General features: G+C 43.3%; 17 protein-coding genes. 5 read left to right on the forward strand and 12 right to left on the reverse strand.

Going from position 1 to position 17,451, the window contains the following annotated elements:
• Positions 1-2: 2 nt before the first annotated feature.
• Complete coding sequence (locus GS399_RS20175; protein ID WP_160846471.1) at positions 3-740, reverse strand: DUF5020 family protein; 738 nt, start codon at positions 738-740, stop codon at positions 3-5.
• 107 nt (positions 741-847) lie between these two features.
• Here GS399_RS20175 and GS399_RS20180 point away from each other — a divergent pair, with 107 nt between their 5' ends.
• From GS399_RS20180 to GS399_RS20195, 4 genes are all read left to right on the forward strand, one after another.
• Positions 848-1,996: a beta-xylosidase family glycoside hydrolase gene (locus GS399_RS20180; RefSeq protein ID WP_160846472.1), complete on the forward strand. Its 1,149-nt coding sequence runs from the start codon at positions 848-850 to the stop codon at positions 1,994-1,996.
• Between the two features lie 94 nt (positions 1,997-2,090).
• Positions 2,091-2,303, forward strand: coding sequence for a hypothetical protein (locus tag GS399_RS20185; protein ID WP_160846473.1), 213 nt, complete (start codon positions 2,091-2,093; stop codon positions 2,301-2,303).
• Positions 2,304-2,849: 546 nt separating this feature from the next.
• The gene (locus GS399_RS20190) at positions 2,850-4,151 is read left to right on the forward strand and encodes an MFS transporter (RefSeq protein ID WP_160846474.1); all 1,302 of its coding nucleotides are present in this window, start codon (positions 2,850-2,852) and stop codon (positions 4,149-4,151) included.
• A gap of 1,031 nt (positions 4,152-5,182) precedes the next feature.
• Positions 5,183-5,911, forward strand: coding sequence for a (Fe-S)-binding protein (locus GS399_RS20195; protein WP_160846475.1), 729 nt, complete (start codon positions 5,183-5,185; stop codon positions 5,909-5,911).
• Between the two features lie 3 nt (positions 5,912-5,914).
• On the opposite strand, the gene GS399_RS20200 is transcribed toward GS399_RS20195, so the two are convergent.
• From GS399_RS20200 to GS399_RS20215, 4 genes are all read right to left on the reverse strand, one after another.
• Entirely contained in the window at positions 5,915-6,280 is a 366-nt protein-coding gene (locus GS399_RS20200) for a DUF4174 domain-containing protein (RefSeq protein WP_160846476.1), read from the reverse strand.
• A 115-nt stretch (positions 6,281-6,395) separates the two neighbouring features.
• Positions 6,396-6,755, reverse strand: coding sequence for a nuclear transport factor 2 family protein (locus GS399_RS20205; protein WP_160846477.1), 360 nt, complete (start codon positions 6,753-6,755; stop codon positions 6,396-6,398).
• A 7-nt stretch (positions 6,756-6,762) separates the two neighbouring features.
• Positions 6,763-7,995, reverse strand: a complete 1,233-nt coding sequence (locus GS399_RS20210; protein WP_160846478.1) for an RNA polymerase sigma factor — start codon at positions 7,993-7,995, stop codon at positions 6,763-6,765.
• Between the two features lie 42 nt (positions 7,996-8,037).
• Positions 8,038-8,385, reverse strand: a complete 348-nt coding sequence (locus tag GS399_RS20215; RefSeq protein ID WP_160846479.1) for a YciI family protein — start codon at positions 8,383-8,385, stop codon at positions 8,038-8,040.
• A gap of 312 nt (positions 8,386-8,697) precedes the next feature.
• On the opposite strand from GS399_RS20215, the gene GS399_RS20885 reads away from it, so the two are divergent.
• Positions 8,698-9,234 (forward strand): hypothetical protein, encoded by a 537-nt coding sequence (locus GS399_RS20885; protein ID WP_237488018.1) that lies wholly within the window; start codon positions 8,698-8,700, stop codon positions 9,232-9,234.
• Between the two features lie 514 nt (positions 9,235-9,748).
• Here GS399_RS20885 and GS399_RS20220 read toward each other — a convergent pair.
• From GS399_RS20220 to GS399_RS20250, 7 genes are all read right to left on the reverse strand, one after another.
• Entirely contained in the window at positions 9,749-10,798 is a 1,050-nt protein-coding gene (locus GS399_RS20220; RefSeq protein ID WP_160846480.1) for an NAD(P)-dependent alcohol dehydrogenase, read from the reverse strand.
• Between the two features lie 82 nt (positions 10,799-10,880).
• On the reverse strand, positions 10,881-11,882 hold the full coding sequence (locus tag GS399_RS20225; RefSeq protein WP_237488019.1) for an L-histidine N(alpha)-methyltransferase: 1,002 nt from the start codon (positions 11,880-11,882) through the stop codon (positions 10,881-10,883).
• Positions 11,883-11,888: 6 nt separating this feature from the next.
• The gene (gene egtB, locus GS399_RS20230; protein WP_160846481.1) at positions 11,889-13,046 is read right to left on the reverse strand and encodes an ergothioneine biosynthesis protein EgtB; all 1,158 of its coding nucleotides are present in this window, start codon (positions 13,044-13,046) and stop codon (positions 11,889-11,891) included.
• A 15-nt stretch (positions 13,047-13,061) separates the two neighbouring features.
• Positions 13,062-14,621, reverse strand: coding sequence for an ABC transporter permease/substrate-binding protein (locus GS399_RS20235; RefSeq protein ID WP_160846482.1), 1,560 nt, complete (start codon positions 14,619-14,621; stop codon positions 13,062-13,064).
• Entirely contained in the window at positions 14,614-15,528 is a 915-nt protein-coding gene (locus tag GS399_RS20240) for an ABC transporter ATP-binding protein (protein WP_160846483.1), read from the reverse strand. Before GS399_RS20240 ends, GS399_RS20235 begins: the two co-directional genes overlap by 8 nt.
• A gap of 85 nt (positions 15,529-15,613) precedes the next feature.
• Positions 15,614-16,999 carry a mercuric reductase gene (locus GS399_RS20245; protein ID WP_160846484.1) on the reverse strand — a complete coding sequence of 462 codons (1,386 nt, stop codon included), beginning with the start codon at positions 16,997-16,999 and terminating at the stop codon, positions 15,614-15,616.
• Between the two features lie 3 nt (positions 17,000-17,002).
• The gene (locus GS399_RS20250; RefSeq protein WP_160846485.1) at positions 17,003-17,284 is read right to left on the reverse strand and encodes a DUF427 domain-containing protein; all 282 of its coding nucleotides are present in this window, start codon (positions 17,282-17,284) and stop codon (positions 17,003-17,005) included.
• Between the last annotated feature and the right edge of the window lie 167 nt (positions 17,285-17,451).

The raw sequence follows: 17,451 nt of genomic DNA on the forward strand, positions 1-17,451 counted from the left end.
CTCTACAACTTAACTCTCACCGCCGCAGTAGGGTACACCTGCAATACATTTTCGGTTGTTAATACATGATAATTGGTGTTCACTTTTGTTCCAAAAGCAATTTTCCTGTTCAAATTATACCATAACTGCGGCTCAGCAAAAAAGTAAAAACGCTTACCGCTCAGATTGTTTGTGAATTCGTCGCCATGATTTTTGTTTTCTGTCCAGATTGAGAAATCCCCCTGTAACTCGGCTTTGTAATTCCACAACCCTTTGTAGAAATATAAAGTGTATAGAAAATCTTTGCTCGGCTTCTTATAAGTAAGATACTTGAAATTGAGCACACTGCTGAAGTAAGCATCTCCCAGTTTAAACGGATAACTGATACCAACAGAAAAAGTATTTAAAATATAGTAACTGTACTCTCTTGGTGTGGTAATACCCAGTCCGCCATTGTATTGCAGATTGAGGTAAACCTTCGGCTTCCAGAAACGAACTTCCTGAGACACCTGCATAAAGTATTTGGCAATGTTTGACTGCTCGCCCGAAAAGTCGGCCTGCAGTTTTAATAGAAAAGAACCGGTTTGAATAGCTTTTTTCGCAGTATCCGGAGCCTTAAAATACTCAAAATAGATAGTAGGAAAGTTCCTTGGATTTTGATCAGGATCAATCGTATGCCTGAAATCATAATGTAATTGTAATGACTGACCGTAAAGCCGTATTGTCAGGATAAGAAGAATCAGGAGGGGAAGCGGTTTCATAATACCCGATGGTTTGATATGCGACATTGCATCGATCAAAATTCAGAAGACGCATTTTTGTAAGGCGGTAGCCGAACGGAAACCTTGCGGAATTGTATATTTAAATAATGCAAGAACCTGACTTTATCGTTTTCTCACAACTTTACAGGGAAGCTTATTTTCAATGTTTCGGCCTGCCCTTTACCCGGCAGATAACAGAAACTGAGAGCAAACTTTTTCAGCAAAAGATACTGGATCAGACAGGATTAACCGTTGGATGGAGAAGCCTGAAAAATTATTCTTTTTTTATCCTAGATATAAGTAAGCAGGAGAATCCTTCACTGGCCTCGATAGATACATTGGCGCGTTACGTTCTAAAAGCGCCTTATACCAATGAACTGACGCGAAAGAATGAAGAGAGCCACCACCCGTTTTGGTACGCCTACCGGGAAAAGAACTTAGGTACTTTTAACAAGCCTCTTGTTAAGAATCGCCGCTTCATTGTGCCGCTTTCGATTATCCTTTTAATAATTCCTGTGATATATTTCTTGTTAACGCGGGAGGGCCGGCTGTCGTTTTCTGAAAACTTTAAAGATGTAAGCGAACGCGGTATGTTAGATAGAGATTGGCAGCTTTTAAACAAAGACTCCAGCTATTGGAATAACAGAAACGTGAACAAAGGTTTTTTAACGCTTTACACCTTGCCCGGCGATAACTGGCCCGACAGCTCATCGCAACCTGAAATTAAAAATTTGCTGATTAGAAAGTTATCTGCCGACTGTTTTACAGCTGAACTACAACTCGAAGATTTTATACCATCGGGCAAATGGCAGCAAGCCGGCCTGCTTTTAATGGAAGACTCGACGTTAAACAGCCCCAGTCTCCGGATATCTTTAGCTTATAACGATTTTTTTGGCGGATACAGCAAGCCGCCCGAAGTACTGGTGCAGGCCATTTCATCTACCGGAAGTAATTCAAATCCTGAAGAATTTATGCACGTTCCAGTGTTGACATTAGATAGCGTTGCAAGTAAACCGGCATTGTTACAAAACTTGCAACAAACAGCCATAAGGGTAGAAAAAAGAAGAAACTTATTCCGTGTTTTATATGCCGGAGGGAGGAATGAAAATGCCGCCTTTAAAGAATTAATTTCGAAGGAATTTACCTTGGAACCACGTTACATTGCCATTTTTGCTTTGAAAGGAAGATTCGCCGGAACTCCGATCGTTTCCGTTAAAGTCAAAAAGTTTGTATTAGAGGATGTAAGTTGTAAGTAAGGTAACACCGAAGGATCGGTTTTGATAAAAGCAAAAATATATGTTTTACTGGTTGGTATTAATCTTCTTGTTTGAAATAAAATGTTGAAGCGCAGTGCCTCTTCATCTATCAAAGATTGCTCCCGCTATTCGCTTTTACTCCTCACTCAACCGCTTAAACCTGGCGCGTCGTTGCGGGGTAACCGCTGCTATCGGGGCTAAATTCGAATTCTATGCTTTTATTAAAGGTTTTATAGTTGCAGAAAAGAATATTTTAAACCCGGGCGACGCGGATACCGGCTATGTGGATTATGCCCCTGCAGTATGAGCAAAGCACGGGGCTGCCGTTGATTGAAATAATTAGCCTTGCTTTTCTGATTTTTATCATAGAATCAACCTTAATACGATTCAATCTCCCAACCGCTTTAACTTTTTTATGTCTTAGAAGGGTCTCTCGAAGAGGACCCTTCGTTCTGTAAGGCATACAAAAAATGATAAATTGGCGCAGGGTCCTCTTCGAGAGACCCTGCTTGGACGGAATCTATCAAAATTTGCTCCCGCTATTCGCTTTTACTCCTCACTCAACCGCTTAGACCTGGCGCATCGTTGCAGGGTAACCCGCTACTATCAAGCTAAATTCGAAATCTATGCTTTTATTAAAGGTTTTATAGTTGCAGAAAAGAATATTTTAAACCCGGGCGACGCGGATACCGGCTATGTGGATTATGCCCCGTGCAGTATGAGCAAAGCACGGGGCTGCCGTTGATTGAAATAATTAGCTTTGCTTTTCTGATTTTTATCATAGAATCAACCTTAATACGATTCAATCTCCCAACCGCTTTAACTTTCCAAATTTTCTATACTTTTATCGTGCATGCAACACAAAAATGATAAAGGCACTATCCGTGCCTGGGCAATGTTCGATTGGGCGAATTCTGCCTACAACCTGGTTATCACTTCAACTATTTACCCGGCTTATTATACCATTATCACCACCACAAAAGAGCATGGAGATAAGGTAAAGTTCTTCGGAATAGAGTTTATCAATACGGCGCTTTCCAATTATTCGCTGGCCGCGGCATACCTGGTGATGGCAATTCTACTGCCTGTGCTTTCTTCTATTGCCGACTTCCGCGGCAACAAGAAAAGCTTCATGAAATTTTTTACCTGGATGGGGGGTATTGCCTGTGCGGGTTTATATTTCTTTAAGCTGGACACGCTGGAGCTTGGTGTGATCTGTTCGGCTGTTGCAGCGATGGGTTATATCGGCGGAATTTTGTTCAACAACTCTTACCTGCCGGAAATTGCATCGCCTGATCAGCAGGATAAAGTGAGTGCGCAGGGTTTCGCTTACGGTTATATTGGAAGCGTGCTGCTGCAAATCATCTGTTTTGTGTTCGTACTGAAGCCGGAACTATTTGGCATTACAGATGGTTCGTTTCCGGCGAGATTGTCGTTTTTGCTGGTAGGTGTTTGGTGGATCGCGTTTGCGCAAATACCTTTCAATAAACTTCCGGCCGGGAGTCAGAACCGCGGCAAGATTACCAGCGGTGTTATTAAAAACGGCTTCCAGGAATTAGGAAAAGTTTGGCAGCAGGTAAAAGGTATGAAATTGCTAAAACGTTTTTTATTCGCGTTTTTCTTCTACGCTGTAGGCGTGCAAACCATTATGATTGTGGCGGCTAATTTTGGCGAAAAGATCCTGCATCTCGGTACTGCAAAGCTTATTGCTACCATATTAGTTATACAATTAGTAGCGATCTTGGGGGCCTACCTGATGTCGGTATTGGCTCGTTTGATCGGCAACTTTTATGTATTGATCCTCGTGGTACTGATCTGGATCGGTGTTTGCGTGTCCGCCTATTTTATCAGTAACGAAACACAGTTTTATGTTCTGGCGGCGGTTGTTGGTTTGGTAATGGGCGGAATACAATCTATTTCACGGTCTACTTACTCGAAGCTATTGCCTCAAAATACGCCTGATACCGCGTCCTTCTTTAGCTTTTATGATGTAACGGAAAAGATTGCTATCGTCATCGGTCTGTTCAGCTTCGGTTATATCGAGGAATTTACAGGAAACATGCGGAATTCGGCGCTTTCGCTGGCGGTGTTCTTCATCATCGGATTGGTTATTTTGATATCGATTACGAGAATTAGGCCGGAGGACGATTTGTAGCAGCAACTACAGATTTTAAACCCGGGCGACACCTACTCTGTATCCAAAAGATCAAACTTCAAGTTAGTCCCACTAATTTAGATACCTCATGCCGACAGGGCATTTCTTTCCCAATCGATGGAAGAAACAAAGATCTTGGCAATCCGCTAGGTGCCTTTGCCGCACATGGCAGCCTCACAATTAAAAACAGTAGCGCTTATTCCCGATGAATCAGGACCGCTACGCTATCATGCTTGCTAGTGCAAGATGATTGGCACTGCTGCTGTTTTTAATTTTTCCCGGCACTTGCGTCTTGCCGGCGCACTTCGGAAAGGCTGGTACAGGGTTGAACGGTGGCTTCCTACCGTGGATTTAAGTTGTTACTTTATTATTGGCAGTTGCCCGGCATCCGTTCAAATAGCAATGTCGTTTGCTAGTACGACTCGGCATTTGGAGATTTGGAAGTGAAGGCCAATGATTTTTTCGCAGTATCTTTCATTGATGCAGACAGTCAGCGCATTCCGCGAGTGTTGCAGAGCCATTTTATGGTTTGCAATCCCATTCCCACGGCTCGGAACAGCGCATGAAAAAATCATTGAGGAATCACGACAAATATCCGGCAGCCGCGGACTTTTTTGTTTACTTTTTTTGACTGCAGAAAAAAAGTAAATGCCTCCACGGCATGAGTGGCTAAAAGATGTGGACACACAGTAGGGGCAAAGCGGATACCTGCTATGTGGCTAACGCCTCCCGAGGTTCGGGACAGGTTGTGCAGTATGAGCGGCGAACGGGACTACAGCAACCGACAAGCGCTATCATTGCATTTCAAGCCTGTTGAATATATTAACGATTCATCAGCAGTAAGCCCATAGTATGTTACAATTAATGCCGCATGCAAATAAGTCGATTACTTGGAATCAAGTTTCCCTTCTATTCAAAGATTTCCCTACCAACCTTTCTGTTTTTTTTCTGAATTTAGCGCCTCCAGGTTATCTGATAAAACTTATCGTTATTAATTCAGTTTAGTTTGCACAAACGTGTAGCCCGATTTTATGACAGTTGAACTTTTTATTCCCTGCTTTATTGATCAACTATATCCCGATACTGCTTTCAATACCATCAAGGTATTAGAAAAAGCCGGCTGTAAAGTACAGTATAATCCAGAGCAAACATGCTGCGGACAACCTGCTTTTAACGCCGGTTTCTGGGAAGAAGCAAAAGCTGTGGGCAGCAAGTTCCTGGCTGATTTTTCGGAAACCAACTACATCGTTACGCCTTCGGCCTCCTGTACGGGGATGGTAAAAAACTACTATAATGATCTTTTTACTAATACGGCGGTTCATAATAAATGCCGTTCGGTGCAATCGCACATGCATGAGCTTTCCGATTTTTTGGTAAATGTGTTAAAGAAGGATTACTTCGGCGCTGAGCTGGATGGCCGCGCAGTATATCACGATTCCTGCTCGGGCTTGCGGGAATGTAAGATTAAGGACGAGCCCCGGGCCTTGCTGGAAAAAGTTCATGGACTCGATTTAGTAGAAATGAAACATACGGATACCTGTTGCGGTTTCGGCGGTACATTTGCCGTTAAATTCGATGCGATATCCAGTGCGATGGCGCAGCAAAAAGTTGATAACGCGATGGAAATGGAAGCCAACTATATCATTTCGACTGACGCTTCATGTCTTTTACATTTGCAGTCGTATATTGACAAAAACGAGCTGCCTATCAAAACTATTCATATTGCTGATGTGCTGGCGAGCGGTTGGGGCAACGTGTAAATCCTATTCTTTCTTCATTTCCTGCTTTCGCATGGGCATTTCGTCGATGAGTGAAAACAGTTTCTGATTGCTAACCAGCTTTTCGGAGCGATATTTTTCCAGTCCGTCTTTGCCGATCAGCACAAACTGGTAGCCTTTGCCGCCGACTTTATATTTCTTGAAGATCGCTTCATTTTCGGGTTTATAATAATAGGTTTTCGTGGTAAGGTCACGTTCCTTGAAACCCGCATCGTTCGTAGCCATTTCTGCCAGCTGTAGTTTCAGCGTGTTATTTTCTTCAGAGGGCGCGAATAAAAGTATCTGGCGTTTATCCTGTTGAAAGGATGATATCGAAAGGATAACAGCGACGGCAAAAAATTGAATAATCATAGCAGAAGTTTACTGAATAATCTGTTAAAACGGGATTTGGTTTTAAGGAATGTTTCAGAAAGAGGAAAAGTAAGTTGTTGGGAAGGAATTTAAACATATGAGAAACGGATAAAATCTACACTTCTCCTTTTTCTCCGGTACTGAATTCTGTGATTTTATCATCCCGCAACCGGAAAAAATGATACACTATTTCATCCGCAAGCTGGTTTCCTGCCAAATCGTGAACAACCTGCTGAACTTTAATTTTAACTGTATTATTTTCCTTGCTGATTTCCAAAGGAGTTACATTTGAATTCACCATCGAAAATTGGCGTATCCAATAGCTTTCCACACCAGCGTGACCGTACACGTAACCGCCGTCCATGCCATTAGCCCATTTGACGTCATCTGTCATGTTTGAAATAACGGGCTCGATATTTCTCTTGTTGAAATTGCCGTACAATTCCCGGAAGAAGTGGTCAATGTTATCAATCATAGTTCGTTTAACTTTTGCATGCAAGTATTTTGTTCGAGATCAGCGTTTTATCAGCCTTTGACTTTGCCAGTTTCCATGCGGTTTCTAAATGGGCTACCGCTTTCGGACCGTCAATGCCAAGATAAAGTTCACCTAAAAGTGAATGATATAAGTGATTGCCGGAAAGATTGATTTTCTCAGCCTCTGTAATGGCTTCCATCTTTCCGTTCACTTTGGCGAGTGCGTACGTCCTGTTTAACGCGGCAACGGGCGAATATTCAATAAGCAACAGCTGGTTATACAGTTGCAGAATGCTTTCCCATTTCTCATAACTATCGGCTTTAATTGTGTGCCAGTAAGCAATGCCGGCTTCCAGGTGAAATTTTGTAAGCTCATTACCGTGTGAGGCCTGGTTCAGAAAGTATTCTCCTTTAGCTATCAGATCCTGATCCCAGAGGGCAGTATCCTGATCCTGGTATAAAATAACATCTCCGCCCGGATTAAGCCTTGCGTCGAACCTGGAGGAATGAAAGCACATTAACGCAAGTAGGGCGTTTGCAGATGGCTTGCTGGTTTGTTCATTTTCAACAAGCAGGCAGGTTAATCTCATGGCTTCTAAGCAAAGGTCCTTTCGCAGGATAATATCTTTGTTGGCAGAATAATACCCTTCGTTGAAAAGCAGGTACAAGCTTGTTAAAACGGCAGGCAGGCGTTCGTTTATTTCTGACAAGCTTGGCGATTCAATCTTTATTTTCTCCCTTTTAAGCCTTTCCCTGCCTCGTTGAAGCCGCTTATAGATAACTTCTTTATTTGTCAGCAGCGCACTGGCAATCTCATCAGCACCGAAACCGCAAACCAGGTTTAAGGCCAGCCCGATCTGTACCTCCGGCGGATTGCATGGATGGCAAACAACGAATATCATTGCCAGCTGACTGTCGTTTATATTTTTGACGGACAGATCAATATCAAGTTCGTCTGAATATGCCTCGTGATAAGTGATTTCTTTCGAGATCTTTTGAGCAAAGAGCGAATTGTGTTTTAAGTAATCCCTGGTTTTATTTTTAGCAACAGTATATAGCCAGGCCGGAGGGTTTTCGGGTAAGCCTTTCAATCCCCACAATTCGGACGCGAGAAGGAAGGTATCACTGACGAGATCTTCGGCGACTTCGATATGTTCAATACCAAACAATTTGCAAAGCACGGAAACGATCTTGCGGTATTCCGTTCTGAATAAATGCGGTATGAGCTCTTTTTGTTGCATCAAAATAAATGCCTTTGCTGAATCACAAAGGCATTAGATTGTTTAATTAACCAATACACTGATCTCTCTTACTTCCACGTTTCCGCCGAGTTTCAAAACCGGGCATCCTTCTGCCAGTTCGGTAGCTTCTTCGATCGAGCCGGCTTTTACAATGCTGTAGCCTGCGATCGATTCTTTGATCTCGGTATAAGGCCCGTCGGTGATCACCTTACCGGGTTTTACAACCTTGCCTGTAGGAAATAGGCGGTTTCCGCGATCGGTTAACTTGTTTTGTGCCGCGATACCGCCAATCCAGTCCATCCAGGTCTTTGTTCTGGCCTGCATTTCTTCGGGTGAACCTTTCGGCATCGTGTCGTAGTCCATCCTGAATACTAATAGGAAATCTTTCATGTTCGTTGAAATTTTTTATTAAAAACTGATGACGATCGGCTTCTTAAAATTGGACATTTTTTGAATTATTTTTTCTAAGCCAATCGAAAATAAATTTTGAACCGGCAATGTGCGATAAGTTGTTTGGGCGACGGGACTTTTAGGAAGGATGACGAGGCTTTTAGGCAAGCTTTAAGCGCCTAATACAGCTTGAAAATTATAAAATAAATTATCTTCGTGGTTAGCAGCCACACTTATGGCTCCAATACAACGGAGTTAGGTTGTATAGGGGTGATGGGATGGCTTCTAAAAACAAGTTATGTGTAACTTTAAATGACAGCACGACCGAACATATACATTGTACTTGGGACAGTATTTATTTTACTGACTTGGCTGTTTGTTGGGATTTATCGAGACGATGAATTTTACGAACAGAATTTGTTCACTAAACACCGACCAACATTCAACGTAAAGTTTCATTCTGCAATAGGTATGCAAGACTTAAAATTAGACGACTTATTCGAAAACAGAAAGGCAGAAGAAATAGCCTATCAAGAATTTGTGATTAAACAGCAACTTCAGAGCAGCAGTAACGCAAGCCTTTGGTGTTTACCTTTCATTCTTATTCAACTGACATTGACATTTAATAGCCTAGGCATTTTAAAATTCAGACGTGACTTAGTTTACAAGAAATGGCATTTCTCGGCACATTTTGCAGCTTGTTTACTACTGACTTCAATTGGGCTTGGACTTATGTTGTCCTTTGACAATTCACTTACGACAATATTTGTTGGACTTTTAGTTTTGACACTGAATTATCGAGCATTGATTCTAATAACAAAAGAGAGACGAAAGGAAAGCTATACATAACACGGGTTTTGCATCAGTCGGGCTGAAGTGCAAAATTCAACAACAGCTTTTCAATTAAACTTTAGTAATAATATTGGCTTTTGTGCTTCGATTTTCCGCCCGAACGCAAAGCCCCAAACCGTTAGCGATAATGAAACAAATGACTTGAAATATGACAATTGATTACTGTGAAGAAAGAGTCGGGTTATTGCCGGTTGACTTGTTGCACGTTGTAGCCGGACAGAGTCCTGATTTTTATGATAAGATTAAGTGACCCTTCGGAACACTTAAACCAGATGGAGAAGCTTCATAACATTGCTTTTTTGCCCCGTAAGAATTCTTTCTTGCTTCGTAAAGTTCTTGGAAGCTTCGTAAGAGTTCTTTCTTGCTCCGCGAAAGGTCGTTCGCGCTCGGTTGAAGTGTTTGTCGTTAAAAGGAATTAGGTAAAATCATTGCCGCCAACAAAAATTACTACAAACAGAACAGGCCCGAACTCATTAAGATTTCGGGCCTGCAATAAAATAAAGATAACCTTCTAATTCTTCAAACTCGCCATATCCACTACAAAGCGATAATGAACATCGCCTTTAATGGTACGGTCGTATGCTTCGTTGATCTGGTCCATATTAATCACTTCCACATCAGAGGTAATGCCATGCTCACCGCAATAATCGAGCATTTCCTGTGTCTCTTTAATACCGCCCACTAACGAACCCACGATGCTTCGCCTTCCAAATATCAGGTTAAGTGCTGCAACGGGAGCTGGTGAAGGGGGCGCTCCCAGAACGATCATAATTCCATTGGTTTTTAGCAGGACGAGGTACTCATTATAGTCGTGTTCCGCCGAAACCGTATCAACGATAAAATCGAAAGTATTGGCTAGCTTTTTCATGTTTTCCGGGTTGGTTGTTAGTTCGAAATGATGCGCCCCCAGTTCCTGCGCATCTTTTTCTTTTCCAGGTGAGCGACTCAGCATGGTAACCTCGGCACCCATAGCTGCGGCGAGTTTAACAGCCATGTGGCCTAATCCACCTAAACCAACCACCGCGACCTTATCTCCCGATTTTACATTCCAGTATTTTAATGGCGAATAAGTGGTAATGCCCGCACAAAGTAATGGTGCCACACCTTCCAGCGGAAGATTCTCAGGAATAGACAACACAAAATGTTGTGTTACGACTATATGTGTTGAGTAACCACCGTAGGTAATCGTTTTTTTATCCTGCGACCAGGCATTGTAGGTTTGCGTATTTCCATTTAGGCAGTATTGCTCCAGGTCATTGGCACAGTTATCACAATGCATGCAGGAATCAACAAAGCAGCCCACGCCAACTGTATCACCCACCTTGAAACGGCTTACATTATCGCCGGTTCGTGTTACCTTTCCAACAATTTCGTGCCCCGGAACTGCCGGATAAACTGTAGCTCCCCATTCGTTACGAGCCGTATGAATGTCTGAATGGCAAACCCCGCAGTACAGGATTTCTATTTCCACGTCATCGGCTCCCGGTTCGCGCCTGTCGATTTTAAAAGGGCCTAAGGGCTGGTCGGCTTTCTGAGCCGCATATGCGTTTATTGCGTTCATACTTATGTGTTTTAGTAGTAAGTAGTAAGTAAAATATCTATAGACTATGATCTATGAACCATGATCTATTAACCATGCTCCATTAAACCGCTTCCCAGATAGTATCTACAAACCAGTTTTTTGAGTCGAATAAATTATTCACCGTTTTAAAACCAGATTGCCCGGCGAACTTATCCAGATCGCCAAGGTCGTATTTCTGTGAGATCTCCATGAATATGTATTCATTCTTTCTGAAATGAATTGGTCCATGATCGGCAATAATGACATCCTGATCCTGGCTGCTGATCAGAAAACTTTTACACGCACCGCTTTGCGGATCGTAGGTTTGATAATGCGTAAACTGGCCGACATCAAAGTTGGCATGCAACTCGCGGTTGATCCGTTTTAACAGATTCAGGTTAAATTCGCTGGTGATTCCTGCCGGATCATTATAGGCATTCAGTATGGTTTGCGGGTCTTTCTTCAGATCAAAACCTATTAAAGCAAGGTCGCCCGGAATGAGGTATTTACGTAATGATTCACAGAACAGCCCTGCATCATCCGGCGGCATGTTGCCGATATTCGAGCCCAGCACCAGCAAAACTTTCGGGCGTTCTGAAAACGTTGAGGCTTTTTGCAGCATCTGGAAATACTCGCCCTGCAAACCTTTCACTTCAAGCTGCGGGAATTTTTTCGGGAGCTCTGTTTCCAGAAGGTCAATTACATGTCCCGATATATCAATCGGATAGTAAGTGAACTTAACGTTGTTGTTAAGCAGGCACGACAGAAGGTGGCTGGATTTCATTGCGTCGCCGGCGCCAAGTTCTATCAGGTCGAAGCCATCCGGAAATACGGAAAAGGTGCTATGCATTTCCGTGCATCGGGTTTTGAATATTTCCAGTTCACAGTCTGTGAGATAATATTCGGGCATCGCCATAATCTGCTGGAACAGTTCATCACCCCGGTCGTCATAAAAATATTTCGACTCCAAGTGTTTTGGTTGCGAGTTTAACCCTTTAATTACATCCTGGTAGAAATTAGACACCGATCTTTTTTTGGTGTCACGTTCCAGGATATCGTTCATAATTGCCGGTGAGCTTTTCATAAGTTTTTATTTTGCCAGCCGGATACCGGTGTATTGCCAGCGAAGATGTGGATGAAAAAAATTTCTGTATGTTTTGCGGCTATGCCCCGGCGAGGTAACATCCGAAGAACCGCGGAGAACCATTTGGTTTACCATAAATTTGCCGTTGTATTCGCCCAGTGCGCCTTCAGCTTTTTTAAAACCGGGGTAAGGCAGGTAAGCGCTTTCTGTCCATTCCCAGCGGCGGCCCCAGTCGAGTTTGTCCGCAGCTACTTCCCATTCAAATTCTGTTGGCAAACGCATTTCTTTCCACGCGGCAAACGCTGAAGCTTCATAATAGCTGACATGGTTTAACAGGCCGTTCGGATCAACCGGAACCAATCCTCTTAACGTATAGTTATACCAGGCGCCATTGATCTGGTGCCAGTACATCGGCGCTTTGACTTCGTTTGTTTTTACCCAGTCCCAGCCTTCGGCGTGCCAGAATCTGAAATCCTGGTAACCGCCTGCCAGAATAAATGCCATATAATCTTTGTTGGTAACGGGTTGCGCGCAGATATGATACGTATCTAAAAAAACACGATGCTTGCTTAGTTCATTGTCGAAACAAAAACCTTGTCCGTTGTGGCCAATTTCATAAATGCCTTCCGTAATCGTGATCCAGTCGGAAAATGTGTTTCCGGAATGCCTGTCGTTATGAAACTGGTAATTTTCATCATAAGCCGGGAACAGCGGGTTATTGCCCAAAATATATTTAATATCTGTCAATAGTAGTTCCTGGTGCTGCTGCTCGTGGTTGAAACCCAGCTCCATTAATTCGATAAGGTCATCGTGAACTTCGTGACCGGTTAGAAAGCGCTCCATTGCTTCATCAACATGTTTGCGGTAACGGTACACATCGTCTACATCCGGTCGACTCAGATTTCCACGGTCTGTTCTGATAACACGTGCGCCGACGCTTTCATAATAACTGTTGAATACGAAATTATAGTCGGCGTTAAATTCAGAATAGCCTTCAAAATGTGGCTTTAAAACAAAGGTTTCAAAAAACCAGGTAGTGTGCCCTAAGTGCCATTTAGGCGGGCTTACGTCAACTATAGGTTGTAAAACATAATCTTCCTTTTTAAGCGGTGCGCAGATCTGCTCGCTCAAAAGCCTGATGTTTTTATAGGCATTTAACAGCATAAATAAAGGTAATTATTACCTGATATAGTTTTTCAATTGAGATATAGTTTTAACTCCTATTTGCGACGATTGTTTTTTGCGCATCATTAAGGCGTAGGTATTGTTGAAGCCGATCGGTTTCAGCCAGCTGACCTGGTAACGTTTTTCGAATTCGGATTGAACGAAATTATAAACCGCCTCTTTACTTAATGTTAACTTTTGAACAAGCTTCTCTTCGGGCTGAAGGATGACAAGTAAGCCCGTTCCAGTATACTCAGGGTAAATGTCTATCTGGTTGTTCGTTAGCGCATCAAAGCAAATCTTGGTTCCGCCGAGGCCGGTTTTTGTTTCCACTTCCAGGTTCGTATTTCCTTTTAAAAGCATGCTGTACATGTTTGTCAGGATGTATTGCTCGCCGAATATTTTGGAACCCAGGCGTATTGTCCCTCCGGTAACCGGACGCGGATCTTTATACAAACCATTTTTAACGAGAAAATCTTTAGCGACCTTTTCGGGAGTTTCATGCAGGAAATCGACGCGATAATTCAGGCTGGTCATCACTGAATCGTTTATTTTTCCGGATAATATGTTTAGCGTTCGTTCAACTTCAGGGTATTTCTTTAAGGCATCGTCGCGAATGACCGGAGCCGCATAATACGGCGGAAATATATGTTTGTCGTCTTCCAGTACAACCAGGTCGTATGCTTTCAGGCGGCCGTCGGTAGAATATCCGCTGATCACGTCCAGTTGTTTTTGCTGCGCCGCTTTGTACATCACGGCATCACTGATAACAACGGTGCGGATGTTAAGTCCGTATACTTTTTTTAATCCCAGGTAACCATCCGAACGGCCCATAAATTCAGGCGTGAAACCCGCCAGGAGTTTTGAACCAAGTGCCGAAGGAATTAAATAGAAAGATGAAAGAATAAGGGTTAGCGGAAAAAGAATCAGGGCGATCTTAACTTTTTTTAGATTCAGCTTTTGAAGCCTCGATAGGATGAAATCAAACAGGATGGCGAGCAGGGCAGCAGGAACAGCACCTGCCAGGATCATATTCGTATTGTTCAGCGCGATGCCGCCAAAAATAAATTCACCAAGTCCGCCTGCGGCGATGTATGCGGCCAGTGTGGCTACGCCGACGTTGATAACCGTTGCCGTACGAATTCCCGCAAGAAGCACAGGCATTGCGAGCGGAAGCTCAACGCGGCGAAGGATTTGCCAGTCGCTCATACCCATTCCTTTTGCCGACTCTTTTACGACCGGGTCGACTTCGTTGATCCCAGTAAATGTATTCCGGATAATTGGCAGTAACGCGTATAGAAACAAAGCGAAAATGGCAGGCTTCGGTCCGATACCCAGCAAGGGGATCATAAAACCCAGCAATGCGATACTGGGAATCGTTTGCAAAATACCAGCGAATCCAAGAACAATGCCCGCAAGGTTTTTCTTCCTGGAAATCAGAATTCCCAATGGCAGCCCGATTAAAACCGAGATAAAGAGTGAGGTAAAAGTCAGGCCGATGTGTGCCAGCGTTTGCTCGGTTAATTTGCCCGATTGCTCAGCCATAAAGCTCAAAAGTGATTGCTGTTCAGCCATTGTTGCCGGTTTTATGGCGGATAAAATTCTTTATGAGCTCAGCGGTTTCAAAATCTGCAGATTCTTCAGGCTTATGTCCTTTTTTCAAACTGATATTTAAAGCCTCCCATACATTTAAATTTGAGTCGCTACTCATAACACCCGGGTCGATAGCTGAAAGCATTGTATTTTGAAGTTCGAGCTGTAACCGCTGTTCTTTCAAAAAGGAGCTTACAAAATGACTGGCGGGATTACTCAGGAACTCCTCAGGTGCGCCTTGCTGTTTTATTTCCCCTTTATCCATCAGGCAGATTTTATCAGCCAGTTCAAATGCTTCGTATACATCGTGAGTCACCATAACGATGGTCTTATTCTTCAGTTCATCAAGGTCTTTGAAGTCCTTTTGAATTTTGTTCCGCGTAATTGGATCCAGTGCTCCGAAGGGTTCATCCATCAGTAAAACCGGCGGATCCGCAGCCAGCGCCCTCGCTAAGCCAATACGTTGCTGCTGCCCGCCGCTTAGCTCTGAAGGGTATTTATTCAGAAACTCGCCCGGCTTAAGATGGAGCTTTTCGAGCAGCTCGCCTGACCGTTTATTTATTTTTTCACTATCCCATCCGAGCAACTTTGGTACGATAGCAATATTTTCTGCAACGGTGTAATGGGGAAATAATCCTGTGTTTTGCAATACATACCCGATTCCGCGCCGCAGGATTTCAGGATTCTGATCGAGAATGTTCTGACCGTGAATGAAAATCTGTCCTGAACTTGCTTCGATAAGCCTGTTGATCATCCGCAGCGTAGTGGTTTTTCCGCAGCCGCTGGTACCTAATAAAACCATCGTTTCGCCTTCGGCAATTTCCAGCGAGATGTTTTTTACTACCGTATCAGATCCAAAGGTTTTGCTTACGTTTTCAAGGCGAATCATAGTTGAAGGTAGTAAAATCGTGGCGCTTAACAAGCAAGGTTTATAAGTCCGGCGGCCGAATAGCCTGTGGAAATCATAAATTATGTCACTCATCAAGTTTCATAAACAGGTTGTTTATCGACTCAGAATATGTTGGGTGCGCGAAAATATAGTTCCTCAGCTCATCATAAGTCATCCCCGCACGCATGGCGATTTCAAGCACCGACATAACTTCGCCGCCTTCGACTGCCAGGATAGCTACGCCTAATATTTTGTGCGTATCTGCATCGACCACCGCTTTCATTATTCCGCGGGTTTCGCCGGTTTCAACGCCCCTGGCTACGCTGCTCATGGGAAGTTTGGCAACCTTGATATTCAGCCCCTTTTCTATCGCTTGCTTTTCAGTCATACCCACGCGGGCAAGCTGAGGGTCAGTAAACATGCAATAGGGTATAGGTCTGTCTTTAGTCGACCGGTTTTCCTTGTTCAGTAAATTATAGCACACGATAATATAATCGTTGAAAGCGATGTGCGTAAATGCCGGGCCGCCATTCGCTTCGCCCAGGGCATAGATTCCGGGGACATTGGTTTGAAGCTTATCGTCGACTTTAATAAACCCCTTTTCATCAATTTCGATACCCGAATTTTCCGGCTTTAGTAAATCACTCTGCGGAATTCGTCCAGCAGCAATTAACAACTGGTCGCCGCTTACGGCCTGCGTTTTACCTTCGTGTTCAAAAGTGATCTTAATTTTCCTATCCGTGTATTCAAGTGATTTAGCTTTCGATTTTTGATATACGTCGATTCCGTCTTCCCTGAAGATTCCGGTTATCTCTTCACAGATATCTTCGTCTTCCTTCGGTAGAAAAGTACTGGCCGAGTCGATGATAGTGACCTTACTTCCCAGTCGCTTAAAAAGCTGTCCGAATTCCATTCCGATGTAGCCGCCGCCTAAAATAAGCAGGTGATCAGGAAGCTGCTTCAAATCAAGTATGCTTGTCGACGTTAGATAAGGCACTTTGTTAATTCCCTCTATGTCGGGGATCTTGGTCCGTGTTCCTGTATCGATAAAAAAATAATCTGCTGAAAGTTCCAGCACTTCTCCCGAAGTTGTGCGCACTTCGATGATCTTATCACCTGTAAAAATCGCCTCTCCAAAAACAAGATCAAGGTTTTCCGTTTCGCGGATGCTTTTTTCCGAACCTTCTCGGCCATTCATCACGATTTCGTTTTTACGCTTCATGATTTTGGCGAAATCTATTTCGAAACTACCGATTTTTATACCCAGCTCATCCGCTTGTTTAGCAGCGATATACGCAGCTTTTGCGGAAGCGATTAAAGTTTTGGTGGGAGTACAGCCATCATTAACGCAGGTTCCTCCAATAAATCTCTTTTCAATAAGTGCGGTTTTCCAGCCGGCTTTAGCAAGCTTTTTAGACAAAGGTGTTCCGGCCTGGCCAGCGCCGATGATAATGGCATCGTATTGCTTCATAGATCAGTTTGAAACCTGGACGCCTTTCCAGAAAGCTACATGATCTTTGATTTCGCTCGCAGCATCTTTAGGATTTGGATAATACCATGCAGCATCTTTGTTTTCCTGGCCATCTACGCTCAATGTATAGTATGAGGCCTCGCCTTTCCACGGACAGGTCGAATGAGTGTCCGAAGATTTAAAAAACTCCTTTTTTACTGAATCAGCCGGGAAATATTGATTGTTTTCGATTTCAATTGTCTGATCGCTTTCTGCGATTACCTGATTGTTCCAGATCGCTTTCATTGGGTTAATATTTTTTGGAAGAACAATGAAACAGCGAAAATGATTTAGGAGGAGGAAAAAGAGAGGAGGGGCAACGATTCTATCAGTTATTGGTGTCAATAATTAAAAAATCTTCTTTTCCGTCCAAGCAGGGTCTCTCGCCGAGGACCCTGCGCCAATTCACAAAG

It is taken from the genome of Hufsiella arboris (assembly GCF_009834875.1).
GTDB lineage: Bacteria > Bacteroidota > Bacteroidia > Sphingobacteriales > Sphingobacteriaceae > Hufsiella_A > Hufsiella_A arboris.

Bases quoted from the DNA above. Each gene is read 5' to 3' on its own strand.
- GS399_RS20235 (WP_160846482.1), bottom strand. From the start codon at position 14,621: ATGGCTGAACAGCAATCACTTTTGAGCTTTATGGCTGAGCAATCGGGC.
- GS399_RS20225 (WP_237488019.1), bottom strand. From the start codon at position 11,882: ATGAAAAGCTCACCGGCAATTATGAACGATATCCTGGAACGTGACACC.
- GS399_RS20885 (WP_237488018.1), top strand. From the start codon at position 8,698: ATGACAGCACGACCGAACATATACATTGTACTTGGGACAGTATTTATT.
- GS399_RS20180 (WP_160846472.1), top strand. From the start codon at position 848: ATGCAAGAACCTGACTTTATCGTTTTCTCACAACTTTACAGGGAAGCT.
- GS399_RS20175 (WP_160846471.1), bottom strand. From the start codon at position 740: ATGAAACCGCTTCCCCTCCTGATTCTTCTTATCCTGACAATACGGCTT.
- GS399_RS20190 (WP_160846474.1), top strand. From the start codon at position 2,850: ATGCAACACAAAAATGATAAAGGCACTATCCGTGCCTGGGCAATGTTC.
- GS399_RS20220 (WP_160846480.1), bottom strand. From the start codon at position 10,798: ATGAACGCAATAAACGCATATGCGGCTCAGAAAGCCGACCAGCCCTTA.
- GS399_RS20205 (WP_160846477.1), bottom strand. From the start codon at position 6,755: ATGATTGATAACATTGACCACTTCTTCCGGGAATTGTACGGCAATTTC.
- GS399_RS20250 (WP_160846485.1), bottom strand. From the start codon at position 17,284: ATGAAAGCGATCTGGAACAATCAGGTAATCGCAGAAAGCGATCAGACA.
- GS399_RS20240 (WP_160846483.1), bottom strand. From the start codon at position 15,528: ATGATTCGCCTTGAAAACGTAAGCAAAACCTTTGGATCTGATACGGTA.
- GS399_RS20200 (WP_160846476.1), bottom strand. From the start codon at position 6,280: ATGATTATTCAATTTTTTGCCGTCGCTGTTATCCTTTCGATATCATCC.
- egtB (WP_160846481.1), bottom strand. From the start codon at position 13,046: ATGCTGTTAAATGCCTATAAAAACATCAGGCTTTTGAGCGAGCAGATC.
- GS399_RS20195 (WP_160846475.1), top strand. From the start codon at position 5,183: ATGACAGTTGAACTTTTTATTCCCTGCTTTATTGATCAACTATATCCC.
- GS399_RS20245 (WP_160846484.1), bottom strand. From the start codon at position 16,999: ATGAAGCAATACGATGCCATTATCATCGGCGCTGGCCAGGCCGGAACA.
- GS399_RS20215 (WP_160846479.1), bottom strand. From the start codon at position 8,385: ATGAAAGATTTCCTATTAGTATTCAGGATGGACTACGACACGATGCCG.
- GS399_RS20210 (WP_160846478.1), bottom strand. From the start codon at position 7,995: ATGCAACAAAAAGAGCTCATACCGCATTTATTCAGAACGGAATACCGC.